This window comes from Streptomyces crystallinus (genome assembly GCF_039521265.1).
Taxonomy (GTDB): Bacteria; Actinomycetota; Actinomycetes; order Streptomycetales; family Streptomycetaceae; genus Streptomyces; species Streptomyces crystallinus.
This window is the reverse complement of the sequence record NZ_BAAACA010000013.1, coordinates 16,283-32,218: the sequence shown is the minus strand read 5'-3', so window position 1 is coordinate 32,218 and position 15,936 is coordinate 16,283. Positions and strand designations below refer to the sequence as shown.

General features: G+C 69.7%; 12 protein-coding genes. 6 read left to right on the top strand and 6 right to left on the bottom strand.

The genetic code is table 11. The features are described from left to right. The first annotated feature begins 75 nt into the window (after positions 1 to 75). The gene (locus tag ABD236_RS10475) at positions 76 to 2,205 is read left to right on the top strand and encodes a S9 family peptidase (RefSeq protein WP_344072777.1); all 2,130 of its coding nucleotides are present in this window, start codon (positions 76 to 78) and stop codon (positions 2,203 to 2,205) included. A 26-nt stretch (positions 2,206 to 2,231) separates the two neighbouring features. Here ABD236_RS10475 and ABD236_RS10470 read toward each other — a convergent pair whose 3' ends face one another. Then, positions 2,232 to 3,302 (bottom strand): hypothetical protein, encoded by a 1,071-nt coding sequence (locus ABD236_RS10470; protein ID WP_344072775.1) that lies wholly within the window; start codon positions 3,300 to 3,302, stop codon positions 2,232 to 2,234. 445 nt (positions 3,303 to 3,747) lie between these two features. Between ABD236_RS10470 and ABD236_RS10465 the strand changes: the two genes are divergently transcribed. The 5 genes from ABD236_RS10465 to ABD236_RS10445 all read left to right on the top strand — a co-directional run bounded on the left by ABD236_RS10465 (position 3,748) and on the right by ABD236_RS10445 (position 9,918). Then, complete coding sequence (locus tag ABD236_RS10465; protein ID WP_344072773.1) at positions 3,748 to 4,776, top strand: ABC transporter permease; 1,029 nt, start codon at positions 3,748 to 3,750, stop codon at positions 4,774 to 4,776. Positions 4,777 to 4,805: 29 nt separating this feature from the next. After that, the gene (locus ABD236_RS10460; RefSeq protein WP_344072771.1) at positions 4,806 to 6,587 is read left to right on the top strand and encodes an ABC transporter substrate-binding protein; all 1,782 of its coding nucleotides are present in this window, start codon (positions 4,806 to 4,808) and stop codon (positions 6,585 to 6,587) included. A gap of 64 nt (positions 6,588 to 6,651) precedes the next feature. Beyond that, positions 6,652 to 7,629 (top strand): ABC transporter permease, encoded by a 978-nt coding sequence (locus tag ABD236_RS10455; protein ID WP_344072769.1) that lies wholly within the window; start codon positions 6,652 to 6,654, stop codon positions 7,627 to 7,629. 64 nt (positions 7,630 to 7,693) lie between these two features. Further along, positions 7,694 to 8,761, top strand: coding sequence for an ABC transporter ATP-binding protein (locus ABD236_RS10450; RefSeq protein ID WP_344072767.1), 1,068 nt, complete (start codon positions 7,694 to 7,696; stop codon positions 8,759 to 8,761). A 26-nt stretch (positions 8,762 to 8,787) separates the two neighbouring features. Next, positions 8,788 to 9,918, top strand: coding sequence for an ABC transporter ATP-binding protein (locus ABD236_RS10445; protein ID WP_344072765.1), 1,131 nt, complete (start codon positions 8,788 to 8,790; stop codon positions 9,916 to 9,918). 297 nt (positions 9,919 to 10,215) lie between these two features. Here ABD236_RS10445 and ABD236_RS10440 read toward each other — a convergent pair whose 3' ends face one another. From ABD236_RS10440 to ABD236_RS10420, 5 genes are all read right to left on the bottom strand, one after another. Then, a complete protein-coding gene (locus tag ABD236_RS10440) occupies positions 10,216 to 11,244 on the bottom strand; it encodes an ABC transporter ATP-binding protein (RefSeq protein WP_344072763.1) in 1,029 nt (342 codons plus the stop codon). Then, positions 11,237 to 12,211, bottom strand: a complete 975-nt coding sequence (locus tag ABD236_RS10435; RefSeq protein WP_344072761.1) for an ABC transporter ATP-binding protein — start codon at positions 12,209 to 12,211, stop codon at positions 11,237 to 11,239. Before ABD236_RS10435 ends, ABD236_RS10440 begins: the two co-directional genes overlap by 8 nt. A 13-nt stretch (positions 12,212 to 12,224) precedes the next feature. Further along, positions 12,225 to 13,244 (bottom strand): ABC transporter permease, encoded by a 1,020-nt coding sequence (locus tag ABD236_RS10430; protein WP_344072759.1) that lies wholly within the window; start codon positions 13,242 to 13,244, stop codon positions 12,225 to 12,227. Continuing rightward, positions 13,237 to 14,160: an ABC transporter permease gene (locus ABD236_RS10425; RefSeq protein ID WP_344072757.1), complete on the bottom strand. Its 924-nt coding sequence runs from the start codon at positions 14,158 to 14,160 to the stop codon at positions 13,237 to 13,239. Before ABD236_RS10425 ends, ABD236_RS10430 begins: the two co-directional genes overlap by 8 nt. A 72-nt stretch (positions 14,161 to 14,232) precedes the next feature. Next, a complete protein-coding gene (locus ABD236_RS10420) occupies positions 14,233 to 15,861 on the bottom strand; it encodes a peptide ABC transporter substrate-binding protein (protein ID WP_344072755.1) in 1,629 nt (542 codons plus the stop codon). Positions 15,862 to 15,936: the final 75 nt, after the last annotated feature.

The following is a 15,936-nucleotide window of genomic DNA, read 5'->3' as shown; positions in this document are numbered from 1 at the left end:
CGGTGCACGGGCGCACAAGGGGCGCACACCCCCCACGTACGAGCAGGTGCGGACGGGTGCCGCTAGGTTCGCCCCATGACCTCAATTGCCCCCGGAAAGACCTCGTTTCCCCGTCAGTACGCCAGGACCCAGCGCTTCACGCTCGGTGCGCCCCGCGCCTTCACGGTGGCCCCCGACGGCAGCCGGGTGGCCTTTCTGAGGGCGCCTGGGGGTATGGATCCGGCCAACAGCCTCTGGGTGCTCGATCTGGCGGAGGGCGCGCGCGAGCGGCTCGCGGCAGACCCCCGGGCGCTCCTCGGCGGTGCCTCGGAGGAGCTGTCGGACGAGGAGCGGGCGCGGCGCGAGCGCAGCCGCGAGGGCGGGGCGGGCATCGTCGGATACGCGACGGACGCGGCGGTGGAGTTGGCCGCGTTCGCGCTCTCGGGCCGCCTCTTCACGGCCGAGCTGCGTGCCGGGACCACCCGTGAACTGCCCGTTCCCGGGCCGGTGATCGATCCGCGGCCGTCGCCGGACGGCCGGCTCGTCGCCTATGTGACGCGGGGCGCGCTGCGGGTGACCGGGGCCGGCGGCGAGGGCGACCGGGTGCTCGCGGAGCCGGAGGCGCCCGAGGTCACCTATGGTCTTGCGGAGTTCATCGCGGCCGAGGAGATGGGCCGCGCCCGGGGCTTCTGGTGGTCGCCGGAGTCCGACGCGCTCCTGGTGGCGCGGGCCGACGAGAGCCCGGTGCGGCGCTGGTGGATCTCCGACCCGGCCAACCCCGACCGTGAGCCGCAGCGGGTCGCCTATCCGGCGGCGGGCACGCCCAACGCCGAGGTGCGGCTGTTCCGGTACGGGCTCGACGGGTCCCGGACCGAGATCGTCTGGGACCGGGCGCGCTACCCCTATCTGGCGCGGGTGCACTGGTCGGCGGCGGGTGCCCCGCTGCTCCTGGTGCAGGCCCGGGACCAGCGCCTCCAGGTGCACCTGGCCGTGGACCCGGCCTCGGGGGCGACCCGGACCGTCCACGCGGACGAGGACGCGGTATGGCTGGATCTCTTCCCTGGTGTTCCGGCCTGGGCGCCGGACGGACGGCTGGTGCGGATCGCGGACGAGGGCGGGGCGCGCGTCCTCGCGGTGGGCGACCGTCCGCTGACCGGTGAGCAGCTGCAGATCCGGGCCGTGCTCGACATCGGGGCCGACGACATCCTGGTCTCGGCGTCGGCCGGCGAGGCGGCCCGTGCCCCCGAAACCGGGGAGCTCCATGTGTACCGGGTCAACGAGCTGGGTATCGAGCGGGTTTCGGAAGGCGCCGGGGTGCACTCGGCGGTCCGGGGCGGACCGGTGACGGTTCTCACTTCGGCCCGTCCGGACAGCCCGGGCACCACGGTGCGGGTGGAGCGGGACGGCAAGACGGTCGCGGTGGTCGACTCGTACGCGGAGACCCCGGTGCTCACGGCCCGGGTCCGGCTGACCGAGGGGGGCGCGCGGCGCATCCCATGCGCCGTACTGCTCCCCACCGACTACTCGGAATCGGACGGTCCGCTTCCCGTACTGATGGACCCGTACGGCGGGCCCCACGGCCCCCGGGTCCACGCCGCCCACAACGCCCATCTCACCTCGCAGTGGTTCGCGGACCAGGGGTTCGCGGTGATCGTGGCCGACGGGCGCGGCGCCCCCGGCCGCTCCCCCGGCTGGGAGAAGGCGATCCGGGACGACTTCACGCTCTCCCTCGACGACCAGATCGAGGCGCTGCACGGCCTGGCGGGCTCCTACCCGCTGGACCTGGGCCGGGTGGCGATGCGCGGCTGGTCCTACGGCGGCTATCTCTCCGCGCTCGCGGTGCTGCGCCGGCCCGATGTCTTCCACGCGGGCATCGCGGGCGCCCCGGTCACCGACTGGCGCCTCTACGACACCCACTACACCGAGCGCTATCTGGGCGACCCGCAGGGCAGCCCCTCGGTGTACGAGGCGAACTCGCTGGTCACCGACGCGGGTCTGTCCCAACCGGCCGATCAGCACCGGCCGTTGATGATCATCCACGGTCTGGCGGACGACAACGTGGTGGCCGCCCACACCCTCCGGCTCTCCTCGGCCCTGCTGGCGGCGGGCCGCCCCCACGAGGTGCTTCCCCTCACCGGGGTGACGCATATGACCCCGCAGGAACAGGTGGCGGAGAACCTGCTGCTGCTCCAAGTGGACTTCCTCAGGCGCTCGTTGGGGATCTGACCCCCGCTCCCTGCCGCCCGGCGCCGTCACCAGCCGGGCGGCGGGGAGGAGGGCGGCGGGGGCGGCCCGAAGCCCGGCGGCGGCGGACCGAAGCCCTGGCCGTGGCTGTCCTGCGGCGGCTGCGGCGAGTGGGGCGAGTACGGCGGGTACCGCGGGGCCCATGGATTGCCCGGCGCGCCCGCCGGGTCCTCGGGGCCGCGCCGGGCGAGCACCGGCACCAGGGCGAGCCCGGCCGCCAGCTGGAAGAACCAGGTGACCACCTGCAACTGGGCGGCCGTCTCCAGGTCCCCGAAGTGGTCGAGCAGCTCGAACCGTACGGCCAGGGCGATGCCGATGGCGCCGGACGAGACGAGCATGGCGGCCGCCACGAGCCCCAGCGGCCGTACGTGGACGGCCCGCGCCGGGCCGCCGCCCGCGGCCGTCAGCGCGACCACCGCGAGCACGAGGGCCGCCCAGCCGCCGGGTATCCACAGCAGCGGCAGATGCGCGCCGGTGAACCGCGCCCGGTACTGCTCACCGGAGAGCTCCACGGCCCAGTAGACCTCCCAGGCGACCATCACCAGACCGGCCGTGCCGAGCAGCAGCAGCGCGGCCGTCCCGGCGCCCGCGCCCGGCCGGGCGCCCCGGGGCCCGGGGCCGGGGGCGCCGTCCGGCCGGCGTCCGGCGGCGGCCGTGATCACCAGGGCGAGCCCGGCCGCCAGCGCCGCGAAGGTGCTCAGCAGCGCCCGCCGGTGCAGATCGTGCAGGGCGGTCGAGTCCGTCCAGTCGTCGTGGTGGAGCACCCACAGCGAGGAGACCCGCAGCGCCGCGGTGACGGCCCCGACACTGGCCAGCACGGCGGCCGCGGCCGGGGAGCGCGGCACGACCGCCGCCGCCACCGCGTAGACGACGAGGAGGACGGGGTCGAGGATGCCGGTGGTCAGCGGGCTGCCGCCGCGGTGCTTGGGCGCGCCGGACCAGAACCACCACAGGTCCGCCAGGCTGCGGGCGGCGTGGATGTCACGGGCCAGCCAGGCGGCCGTGACCAGCGCGAGGAAGGCGCACAGCAGGGCGCCGGTCAGCCGGGCCCCGGCCGTGAGTGTCTGTGGCTGCGTCATGCCCCTTGCCGTCCCCCCGGTTGGCGTGGCGAGCGCCTGCTCGGGCGAATCCTCCACCCGCGGTGCGCGGATGGACAAGAGGGGTGCGTGGCCCCGGTGTTGCGGCGACGGCCGGCCGGGTCGACATGGCCGCCCCGGCCGGCCTACGGCACCCGCACGGCCGTACGGTGTTCAGCGTGACGCGTTCGTATATCGGTGTTGCGTCAGTCAAGTTGCCTGCTTGTTAACGAAATTGATGGGCATTTATGGAGCCATGTCGCCCGCTCCGCCGCCCTGTCAAGCACGTGGTCGCCTCGATGTGCGAAATCTTGTGCCAAGTTCTCCCGTGATCACACACCAGCATGCTCAAACCTCTTGACGCACAAGGCCGGGCCCATGAATGTTCCGGTCAATCAATGACGCCTTCGGGCGCCGTTCGACTCTCTCGGTGCGGGGGCTATCCGCGATGACGAGTTCAACCCAGGCCGCCACTGAACCAACCGATCCCCTGCCGCCCGGCGGGGATTCGGGCACGGGCACGGGACTGACGGCGACCGAACTCGTCGGACGCTCTCCCGGCCGGCTCGCATGGGCGCGATTCAAACGCGACCGGGTCGGCATCGCCTGCGCCTTCACGGTGCTCGCCTTCATTCTCGTGGCCTTCGCGGCGCCCTTGATCGCGAAGCTGTACGGAAAAGATCCCTATCAGCTCTACGGCCAGGACCGCGGACTGCTGAACAGCTACGGCATTCCACTGAAGCCCAACGGCGGTGTGGACGGCGACTTCTGGTTCGGCGTCGAGCCGAACCTGGGCCGCGATGTGTTCACGCTGCTGATCTACGGGATCCGGACGTCGCTGTTCATCTCGCTGGCGGTCACCGTGGTCTCGGTGGCCACCGGAGTGCTGATCGGCCTGGTCCAGGGCTATATGCACGGCAAGGTCGACTACTTCCTCGGCCGGTTCTCGGACCTGATGCTGTCGTTCCCGCAGCAGCTGTTCTTCATCGCCTTCACCCCGGTGATCGTGGCGCTCTTCGTCTCGCCTCGCGACGAGGAACCCACCTATGTGCGGATCGTGGCGCTGATCCTGGTGCAGTTCCTGCTCGGGTGGATGGTGGTGGGCCGACTGGTCCGGGCCCAGGTGCTCTCGCTGCGCGAGCGCGAGTTCATCGAGGCGGCCCGGCTCAGCGGCGCCTCGAACTGGCGGATCATTCGAAAAGAGATCTTGCCGAACATCTGGTCGACCGTTCTCGTCCAGGCCACCCTCCTCCTTCCGGCCAATGTCACGGCGGAGGCGGGACTTTCCTTTCTGGGCGTCGGGATCCAGCCGCCGACCCCGGACTGGGGACTGCTTTTCCAGTCGGGCGCCTCGTACTTCGAGTCCGACGTCACCTTCATGTTCTTCCCCGGCATCGCGATGCTGATCTTCGTCGTCGCCTTCAACCTGCTCGGGGATTCGGTCCGGGACGCACTCGACCCCAAGACCGTCCGCTGAACCGTCCACATCCTGACAGGCAGGAATCCATGAGAATTCGCAAGGCGCGCTACGCCTCCGCGTTTCTGGCGGTAGGGGCTCTGACACTCTCCGCCGCGTGCAGCAGCGGTGGGGCCGACGACGGGAAGAAGCCTTCGGGCGACGAGAAGAAGGCGTCGGTGCAGAACTTCGGCATCGGCACCAAGGCCGACTCCACCGGCCCCGCGGTGCCCGTGGAGGGCGCCAAACCCGGGGGCACGGCCTACGACCTGGACCAGGCGGGCTTCGACTACCTCGACCCGGGCCAGCAGTACGTGAGCGACATGCTCTCGCTCCAGCTGCTCTACAACCGCTCGCTGACCGGCTACAAGATCGACGCCAAGACCGGCAAAACGATTCTGGTCGGCGATCTCGCCACCGACACCGGCACCTCCTCGGACGGCGCCAAGACCTGGACGTACACCCTCAAGGACAACCTGAAGTTCGAGGACGGCACGCCCATCACGTCCAAGGACGTCAAGTACGGCATCGAGCGGCTCTTCGCGGACTACCAGACGCAGGGCCCGCAGTACGTCCAGAAGTGGATGTTCGGCACCGACTACCGCAAGGCGTACAAGGGCCCGTACGAGGGCAAGGAGCTGCCGGACACCGTCCTGGCGACGCCCAACGACAAGACCCTCGTCTTCCACTTCAAGGACGCGCACGCGGACGCCCCGTACGCGATGTCCATGCCCAACGTCTCGCCGGTGCCCAAGGCCAAGGACGACAAGCAGAAGTACAACAATCACCCGGTCGCCTCCGGCCCGTACAAGATCGCCGACTACAAGCCGGGCAAGTCCCTGTCCTTCGTGCGCAACACCAACTGGGACCCCAAGAGCGACCCGATCCGCAACGCCTACCCCGACAAGTGGGAGTTCCAGCTCGGCATCGGCGAGCCCGGTCTCACCAACCGGATGGCCGCCCAGTCCGGGCCCGACAAGTACGCCGTGAACATGTCCGGCTCCGCGGACCCCTCGAAGATGCAGACGCTGACGACGGACTCGCAGTACAAGTCGCGGATCGTGAACGAGTACCAGCCGTACGTCGAGGTCCTCAACATCAACACCAAGCGGATCACCAACCCCAAGGTCCGCCAGGCGATCATGTACGCCTTCCCGATGCAGCAGGTCCAGCAGGCGTTCGGCGGCGGCGCGCAGGGTGAGCTCGGCACCACGCTGCTCAGCCCGACGGTGGCCGGCTGGCAGAAGTTCGACCCGTTCGGCAAGCTCGCCAAGCCCATGGGCGACCCGGAGAAGGCCAAGGCGCTCCTGAAGGAGGCGGGCGTCCCCACCCCGGTCAAGCTCTCCTACGCGTACGCCAACACCCCGCGCTGGCAGGCCGTCTCGCTGACGCTGCAGAAGGCGCTGGAGAAGGCCGGCTTCCAGGTGGAGCGCAAGGCCATCGACCCGACCTCGTACTACACGGTGGTCGGCAAGGTGAACACGCCGTACGACATCTACCGCACCGGCTGGGGCGCCGACTGGCCCAGCGCCTCGACCGTGGTGCCGCCGACCATGGACGGCCGCAACCTCCAGGACGGCACCAACAACTACGCGTTCCTGAACGACCCGAAGGTGAACTCCGAGATCGACCGGATCCTGGCGCTCACCGACATCAGCAAGCAGAACGACGAGTGGCGCAAGCTCTCCGAGTACGTGCTCCAGACCGACACGTCGCAGATCCCGTTCATCTACGACAAGTACTTCAACCTGCACGGCGACGGCCTCGGCGGCGTCACCTACAACCAGGTCTTCGGCACCATCAACCCGAGCACCATCTTCGTGAAGCAGTAGCCGTGGCGGCCCGGTCCCCGGCCCGCCTCACGGGCCGGGGACCGCATACAGACGGAAGAGTCCGATGCTCCGTTTCCTCGTGCGACGCCTGCTCGGCGCCGCGGTCATCCTGCTGCTGATCAGCGCCATCACCTATTTCCTCTTCTTCTTCCTGCCCTCCGACCCGGCGCTGCTGTCCTGCGGCAAGAACTGCGACCCGCAGAACGTCGCCCTGATCCGCAAGAACCTGGGGCTCGACCATCCGATCTGGGTGCAGTACTGGCACTTCATGGTGGGCATCTTCGCCGGGCGCGACATGCCCGTCGGCCACTGCCCGGCGCCCTGCTTCGGCTACTCCTTCGCCGACCAGCAGCTGGTGTGGAACACCATCTCCGACCGCTATCCCACGACGCTCTCGCTGGGCGTCGGCGGCGCCGCGATCTTCCTGACCGTCGGCGTCGGCCTCGGGCTCATCTCCGCCTGGCAGCAGGGCAGGCTCTTCGACCGGGTCGCCAGCGCCGCCTCGCTGCTCGGCCAGTCCGTGCAGATCTACTTCATCGGCCCGATCGCCATCCTGCTGCTCTCCACCAAGATGCATCTGCTCGACCGCGGCCACGACCCGAACTGGACCGGCGACCCGGGCGGCTCGGTGTCGGGGCTGCTGCTGCCCTGTCTGATCCTCTCGGTGATCTTCTGGTCCAACTACAGCCGGCAGACGCGCTCGCTGATGGTCGAGCAGATGTCGGAGGACCATATCCGCGCGGCCCGCGCCAAGGGCATGAGCGCGCGCTATGTCTTCCTGCGGTACGCGCTGCGCGGGGCGATGGCCACCGTCGTCACCATCTTCGGCGTCGACCTCAGCGCGGTGCTCGGCGGCGCGATCATCACCGAGGTCACCTTCGGTCTGCACGGCCTCGGCTCGCTCTCCGTGCAGGCGGTGCTCCGCAGCGATCTGCCGCTGGAGATGGCCGTGATGCTCATCGGCGCCACGATCATCGTCCTCTGCAACATCGTCGTCGACATGGCGTACGCCTTCATCGACCCGCGGATCCGGCTCTCCTGAGCACGCGCCGACCCTCACGGCCCCGGGGACCCGGGGCCCAGGAACCTCCGGAGGAGAACCGTCCGTGAGCACCCTCAGCCAGCCCGAGGCGCAGCCGGCCGCCGACGCGTCCCGCGGCTTCCTCTCGGTCCGTGACCTGTACGTCCACTTCGCCACCGAGGACGGCGTCGTCAAGGCCGTCGACGGGCTCTCCTTCGACCTGGCGCGCGGCTCGACGCTGGGCATCGTGGGCGAGTCGGGCTCCGGCAAGTCCGTCACCAACCTCGCCGTCCTCGGGCTGCACAACCCGCGCAACACCACGATCCGGGGCGAGATCCTGCTCGACGGCCAGGAGCTGACCGGCGCCTCGGAGCGCCGGCTCGCCCAGCTGCGCGGCAAGAAGATGGCGATGATCTTCCAGGACTCGCTGGCCGCGCTCTCGCCGTACTACACGGTGGGCCGGCAGATCGCCGAGCCGTACATGAAGCACATGGGCGCCTCCCGCAAGGAGGCGCGGGAGCGGGCGGTCCAGATGCTCGGCAAGGTCGGCATCCCGCAGCCCAGGCTGCGCGTCGACGACTATCCGCACCAGTTCTCCGGCGGAATGCGCCAGCGCGCGATGATCGCGATGGCGCTGGTCTGCGACCCGGAGCTGATCATCGCGGACGAGCCGACGACCGCGCTCGACGTGACCGTCCAGGCGCAGATCCTCGACCTGCTCAAGGACCTCCAGCAGGAGACCGGTTCGGCGATCATCATCATCACGCACGACCTGGGCGTGGTGGCGAAGACCGCGGACGACGTGATGGTGATGTACGCGGGCCGCTGTGTGGAGCGCGGCACGGTACGGGAGATCATGCGCAGCCCGCGCCACCCCTACAGCTGGGGGCTGCTCGGCTCGATCCCCCGGCTGGACTCGCCGGTCGACCTGCCGCTGGTGCCGATCCCGGGGACCCCGCCGAGTCTGCTGGCGCCGCCGCCGGGGTGTCCGTTCCATCCGCGGTGCGCCTTCCCGGACCAGGTGCCGGCCGGGGCGTGCGGCTCGGTGCGGCCGGTGATCCCGGAGGACGAGCGGCACGGGTCGGCCTGCCATCTGACGTCCGACCAGAAGTCCACGATCTTCGCCGAGCAGATCCGGCCGCGGCTGCGCTGACCCCGACCAGGAGTCGAGAACACATCATGAGCGAACAGCTGAACCTCACCAAGGTTCCGGGTCCGCGCGACGACGGCGGTCCGGGGCCGTCCGCGCCACTGCTCGAAGTGGCCGGTCTTGTCAAGTACTTCCCGATCACCAGCGGGCTCCTCCTCAAGCGCCACGTCGGCGACGTACGCGCGGTGGACGGGGTCGACTTCACCATCGGGCAGGCCGAGAGCCTGGGCCTGGTGGGCGAGTCCGGGTGCGGCAAGTCGACCACCGGGCGGCTGATCACCCGGCTCCTCGAACCGACCCGGGGCACCATCACCTACGACGGCCGGGACATCAGCCACGCCTCGCGCAAGGAGCTGGCGCCGATCCGGTCCGAGATCCAGATGATCTTCCAGGACCCGTTCGCCTCGCTCAACCCGCGCCAGACGGTGGGCGACATCATCTCCAATCCGATGGTCGTCAACGGCGTCAATCCGCCGGGAGGGCGCGAGAAGCGGGTACGTGAACTCCTGGAGATCGTGGGGCTGAACCCGGAGCACTACAACCGCTTCCCGCACGAGTTCAGCGGCGGCCAGCGCCAGCGCATCGGAGTGGCGCGGGCACTGGGCCTGCGCCCCCGCCTCATCGTCGCGGACGAACCGGTCTCCGCGCTGGACGTCTCGATCCAGGCGCAGGTGGTCAACCTGCTCCAGAACCTCCAGCGGGAGATGGGGATCGCGTTCCTGTTCGTGGCCCACGACCTGGCGATCGTGCGGCACTTCTCGCAGCGGGTGGCGGTGATGTACCTGGGCCGGATCGTGGAGATCGGGGACCGGGAGTCGATCTACGACCGGCCCCGGCACCCGTACACGCACGCGCTGCTGTCCGCGGTGCCGGAGGCGGTGGTGGACGACGAGGGGGAGGGCCGGGAGCGGATCCGGCTCGCCGGTGACGTGCCGTCGCCGATCGACCCGCCGTCCGGGTGCCGGTTCCGCACGCGGTGCTGGAAGGCGCGGGAGCGGTGCGCGTCCGAGACGCCGCCGCTGGTACGGCTGGAAGGAAACCGGGAGGGGCATCTGACCGCGTGCCACTTCCCCGAGGAACCGACGGTCGCGGCGCGGGGTGAGGATGTGGTGCTGGATCCCGCGCTGGCCGCGATCGAGGAGGCGGACACAGCCCATTGACCCGAGCTGCTGATGCCTCCGCATCGGGGGGAGCCCGCGCCCGCACACCCCGCTCCACGCCGGCCGCGGGCTCCCGCATGCCCGGCCTTCGTCTGCGGACCGGTGGCCGCTTCCCGCGCAGTTCCCCGCGCCCCTGAACGCCTCGGCTTCGCCCTCGCCGTCAGCCGGTACCCCCTAGGGGCGCGGGGAACTGCGCGGGCGACCGGCCACTCAGCCGCAGACGAAGACCGGGCCATGTAGGGGCGCGGGGAACTGCGCGAGCAACCGGCCACTCAGCCGCAGACGAAGGCCGGGTGCTCACTCCGGTGGGACCACCTGCTTCTCCTCCGCGAAGTGGCACGCCGACGGGTGTTGCGCCGGGCCCGGCGCGAGGCGGAACACGGCCGGGACCGCCAGCTCCGGCACCTCCAGCGCGCACCGCTCCCGCGCCTTCCAGCACCGCGTACGGAACCGGCACCCGGAGGGGATACTGGCCGGGGACGGCACATCCCCGGACAGGATGATCCGCTCCCGGCGCTCCCGCGCGGCGGGATCCGGCACCGGCACCGCCGACAGCAGCGCCTGCGTGTACGGATGCGTCGGATGGTCGTAGATCTCCTCGTCCCGCCCGATCTCCACGATCCGGCCGAGGTACATCACCCCGACCCGGTCGGAGATGTGCCGCACGATGGACAGGTCGTGCGCGATGAACACGTACGACAGCGAGAACTCGTTCTGGAGCCGCTCCAGCAGGTTCACCACCTGCGCCTGCACCGACACGTCCAGCGCGGAGACCGGCTCGTCCGCCACGATGACCTCGGGCCGCAGGGCCAGCCCCCGCGCGATCCCGATGCGCTGGCGCTGGCCGCCGCTGAACTGGTGCGGATACCGGTTGATGTACTCCGGGTTGAGCCCCACCACGTCCAGCAGGTCCTGCACCTTGCGGCGCCGGTCGCCCTTGGGCGCCACCTCGGGATGGATCTCGTACGGCTCCCCGATGATGTCCCCGACCGTCATCCGGGGGTTCAGGGACGTGTACGGGTCCTGGAAGACCATCTGGATGTTGCGGCGGACGGACCGGAGCGCGCGTCCGGACATCTTCGTGATGTCCTCGCCCTTGTACTTGATCTGCCCCGCCGTCGGCCGCTCCAGGTTCACCAGCATCTTGGCGACCGTCGACTTGCCGCACCCCGACTCCCCCACGATGCCCAGCGTCTCGCCGGCCGCCAGGTCGAAGGAGACCCCGTCGACGGCCTTCACCGCGCCGATCTGCTTCTTGAAGAGGATCCCCTGGGTCAGCGGGTAGTGCTTGACCAGGTCGCGCACTTCCAGAATCGCCTCAGCCATTCAGGCACTCCTTCCAGAAGTGGCACGCGCTCCTGCGGCCCTCGGAGACGTGTGCCAGCGGCGGCACGTCCGTACGGCACACGTCCCGCGCCATCGGGCAGCGCGGATGGAAGGCGCAGCCCGGCGGGATGTGCATCAGGTTCGGCGGCAGGCCCTTGATCGCGTACAGCTCCTGGCCCTTCTGGTCCAGGCGCGGGATCGATTCGAGCAGGCCCTTGGTGTACGGGTGCGCGGGCGCCTTGTAGATCTCGTGGACCGGGGCCTCCTCGACGATCCGGCCCGCGTACATCACGGCGATCCGGTCGGCGACGTCGGCGACCACCCCGAGGTCATGGGTGATCAGGATCAGACCCATGTTCATCTCGCGCTGGAGCTCCGCCAGCAGGTCCATGACCTGGGCCTGGACGGTCACGTCGAGCGCGGTGGTGGGCTCGTCCGCGATGATCAGCGCGGGCTCCAGCGCCATCGCCATGGCGATCATGATGCGTTGGCGCATCCCGCCGGAGAACTGGTGCGGATACTGCCCGACCCGCTCCTTGGCCGCCGGGATCCGCACCCGGTCCATCAGCTCGACGGCCTTGGCCCGGGCGTCCTTGCGGGACATCCCCCGGTGCACGGTGAACATCTCGCCGAGCTGCGCGCCCACGCTCAGCACCGGGTTCAGCGAGGACAGCGCGTCCTGGAAGATCATCGCCATTCCGGACCCGCGGACCTTGCGCCGCTCGTCCTCCTTGAGCTTCAGCAGGTCCTTGCCCTGGAAGACGATCTCGCCGCCGGTGATCCGGCCCGGCGGCATGTCCAGGATGCCCATCACGGCCTGCGCGGTCACCGACTTGCCGGAGCCGGACTCGCCGAGCACGGCCAGGGTCTCGCCGGCCGCGACCGAGTAGGTGACCCCGTTGACGGCCTTGGCGATCCCGTCCCGGGTCTTGAACTCGACCTGGAGGTCGCGCACTTCGAGCAGCATGGCGTCCAACTCCTCAGCGCAGCTTGGGGTCGAGGGCGTCGCGCACCGCGTCGCCGAGCATGATGAACGCCAGCACCGTGATCGCCAGCGCCCCGGCCGGCCACAGCAGCATGTGCGGGGCGTTGCGGATGTACTGGGAGGCGGCCGAGATGTCGATGCCCCAGGAGACGGACGGCGGCTTCAGCCCGACGCCGAGGTAGGAGAGCGTGGCCTCCAGGGAGATGTACGTACCGAGCGCGATGGTCGCCACGACGATCACCGGGGCCACCGCGTTGGGCGCGATGTGCCGCAGCAGCATCCGCGAGTTGGAGGCGCCCAGCGCCCGGGCCGCCTGGACGTAGTCGTTCTGTTTGGCGGTGATCACCGAGCCGCGCGCGATCCGGGCGATCTGCGGCCAGCCCAGCAGGATCATGAAGCCGATCACCGGCCAGACGGTGGAGGAGGTGACCACCGAAAGGAAGACCAGGCCGCCGAGGACGACGGGGATGCCGAAGAAGATGTCGGTGACGCGGGAGAGCAGCGCGTCCCAGCCGCCGCCGAAGAACCCGGCGAGCCCGCCGACCAGCGAACCGAACAGGGCGACGCCGAGCGTGGTGCAGACACCGACGGTGACCGAGGTGCGGGCGCCGTAGACGGTCCGGGTGTAGACGTCGCAGCCCTGGCCGTCGTAGCCGAAGGGGTGGCCGGGCCGGGAGCCCAGCTGGGCCTTGGAGAGGTCGCACTTGAGCGGGTTGCCGGAGGCGATCAGCGACGGCCACAGCGAGATGACGACCAGGAAGAGGATGATCAGCCCGGAGATGAGGAAGACCGGGTTGCGCCGCAGGTCCCGCCAGGCGTCGCCCCACAGGCTGCGCGGCTTCCCGGCGGGGCCGGCGCCGTCGGGCCCGCCCGCCGTCTTCTTCTCCAGGGCCGCGCCCTCGCTGAGGGCGAGGTCCATCGCGCCGCTGGTGCCGGTCGGGGCGATGGCTCCCTCGTCGACACCGCCGGCCCCGGTCGCGGCGACCGAGCGTTCGTCGAAGTCGGGCTCAGGCATAGCGGATCCTCGGGTCGAGTACGGCGTACAGGAGGTCGACGACGAGATTCGCCACCAGGAACACCAGCACGAGCACGGTCACGAAGCCGACGACGGTCTGGGTGCTCTGGCGCAGGATGCCCTGGTAGAGCTGGTAGCCGACGCCGTGGATATTGAAGATCCGCTCGGTCACGATCGCCCCGCCCATCAGGGCGCCCACGTCCGTACCGATGAAGGTGACCACCGGGATCAGCGAGTTGCGCAGCAGATGCCGGGTGATCACCCGGTGCCGGGGCAGGCCCTTGGCGACGGCGGTACGGACGTAGTCGGCGCGGGAGTTCTCCGCGATCGAGGTCCGGGTGAGCCGGGTGACGTACGCCAGTGAGACCGAGGCGAGGACCAGGCCGGGCAGCAGCAGCTCGTCGAACGGCGCCTCCGGGGAGACCGAGGGCTTGATCCACCCCCACTCGACGCCCAGCAGCAGCTGGAGCACCAGACCGGTGACGAAGGTCGGGATCGCGATGACCACCAGGGTCAGGACGAGCACCCCGGTGTCCACCGGGCGGCCGCGCCGCAGACCGGTGACCACGCCGAGGCTGATGCCGATCACGATCTCGAAGAGGATGGCGATGATCGTGAGCCGGATGGTCACGGGGAAGGCGGTCGACATCAGCTCGGTGACCTTCTGGCCGTTGAACGCGGTCCCGAAGTCACCGGTGAACACGTTCCCCATGTACGTCGTGTATTGCTGCCAGACCGGCTTGTCGAGGCCGAACTCCCGCTTGAGGCGGGTGGCGGTGGCCGGGTCGCAGGCCTTGTCGCCGCAGAGCCCCGCGATGGGGTCGCCCATCACGTTGACCATCAGGAAGATCAGCAGCGTGGCGCCGAAGAAGACCGGGATCATCTGCAGCAGCCGCCGGATCACATAACGTCCCATGAACCGCTCCGGGGGTCGGGGAAGGGGTTCAGCCCGGCGCGGGACGCGCGCCGGGCCGCACCTCCGCCGGCGTCAGCTGACCTTGATCTCGTTGTAGACGGGCACGCTGAACGGGTTCAGGGCGACGTGGGAGACCCGGGTCGAGTAGCCGGCGCTGCCGTTCTGGTACCAGAGCGGGATGGCGCCCATCTGGTCCCGCAGCACTTCCTCGGCCTTCTGGAAGAGCTCGACCGCCTTGGCCTTGTCCGACTCGGCGTTGGCCTCGTTGACCAGCTTGTCGAACTCGGCGTTGGTCCACTTGCCGTCGTTGGAGGAGGCGTTGGTGTAGTACAGCGGCTGGAGGAAGTTCTGGATCAGCGGGTAGTCCATCTGCCAGCCCGCCCGGAACGGCCCGGACATCTTGTTCTGGGTGATCTGGTTGCGGAAGTCGGCGAAGGTGCCGACCGGGTTGCCCACGCACGCCTTGTCGTTGCCCAGCGCGTTGTTGACGCTGTTGCAGATGGCGTCGACCCACTCCTTGTGCGAGCCGGTGTCCGCGTTGTACGAGATCTTCACCTGGCCGCCGGGGATCCCGCCGCCCTCCTCGACGAGCTTCTTCGCCCCCGCCGGGTCGTACGTGCAGGCGTCCCCGCAGAGCCCGGCCTTGTAGCCGCCGTCCGCGCCGAGCACCGGCGAGGTCCAGTCGGTGGCCGGGGTGCGGGTCTTCTGGAAGATGGTGTCGGTGATCTGCGCGCGGTTGATCGCCATCGACAGGCCCTTGCGGACCTTCGCCGCGCCGGGCGTGTTCCAGGCCTCGTCGTAGTACGGGAAGGCGAGCGTCTGGATGATGCCGGCCGGGGTGTTGATGTACCGGTCGCCCAGGTCCGCCTTGACGTTCTTGAGCTGGGAGGCGGGCACGTCGTCGACGAGGTCGAGGTTGCCGGCGGTCAGATCGGTGTAGGCGGTGTTGTTGTCGGTGTAGACCTTGAGGTCGACGCCGCCGTTCTGCGCCTTGTCCGGGCCCGGGTACCCCTCCCACTTGCGCATCTCCAGCTTGGAGCCCTTGGTGTACGAGTTCACCGTGTACGGGCCGTTGCCGACCGGCTTGGACAGCCAGGCCGCGTGGTTGTCGAAGAAGGCCTTGGGCAGCGGGGCGAAGGCGTTGTAGCCGAGGGTGTCGGGCCAGGTGGAGAACTTCTGGTTGAGCTTGACGGTGAAGGTGCGCTCCCCGGTCACCTTCAGCCCGGAGAGGGTCTCGGCGCTGGGCTCGCCCTTGTCGGGGTGCGTCTTGTCGTACCCCTCGATGTACCCGAAGAAGTACGCGTTCTTCTGGTTGTTCTTGAGGTTGGCGCCGTAGTTCCAGGCGTCCACGAAGGACTTCGCGGTGACCTTCTCGCCGTCGGAGAACGTCCAGCCGTCCTTGACGGTGATGTTGAAGGTGGTCGAGTCGGTGGTCTCGATCTTCTCGGCGAGCATGTCCTTGGCCTCGCCGGTCTTCGGGTCGTACCGCTTGAGCCCCCGGAAGAGCATGTCGAGGACCTTGCCGCCCTGCACCTCGTTGGTGTTGGCGGGCTCCAGCGGGTTCTGCGGATCACCCCAGGACGAACTCACGATGCCGGAGGCACCGCTGCCACCGCCGCTGTCTCCGCCGCCACAGCCCGTCGCGGCCAGGGCGACGACCACCGCACATGCGGCCCACTTGGCGTGCGTGGCTCCGCGCATGGAGTCCTCCTAGGGTCCCAAGTCTGACTTAGGCCCAAATATCACCCCTGGAGAGGACAGGGCGCACGTCCACCG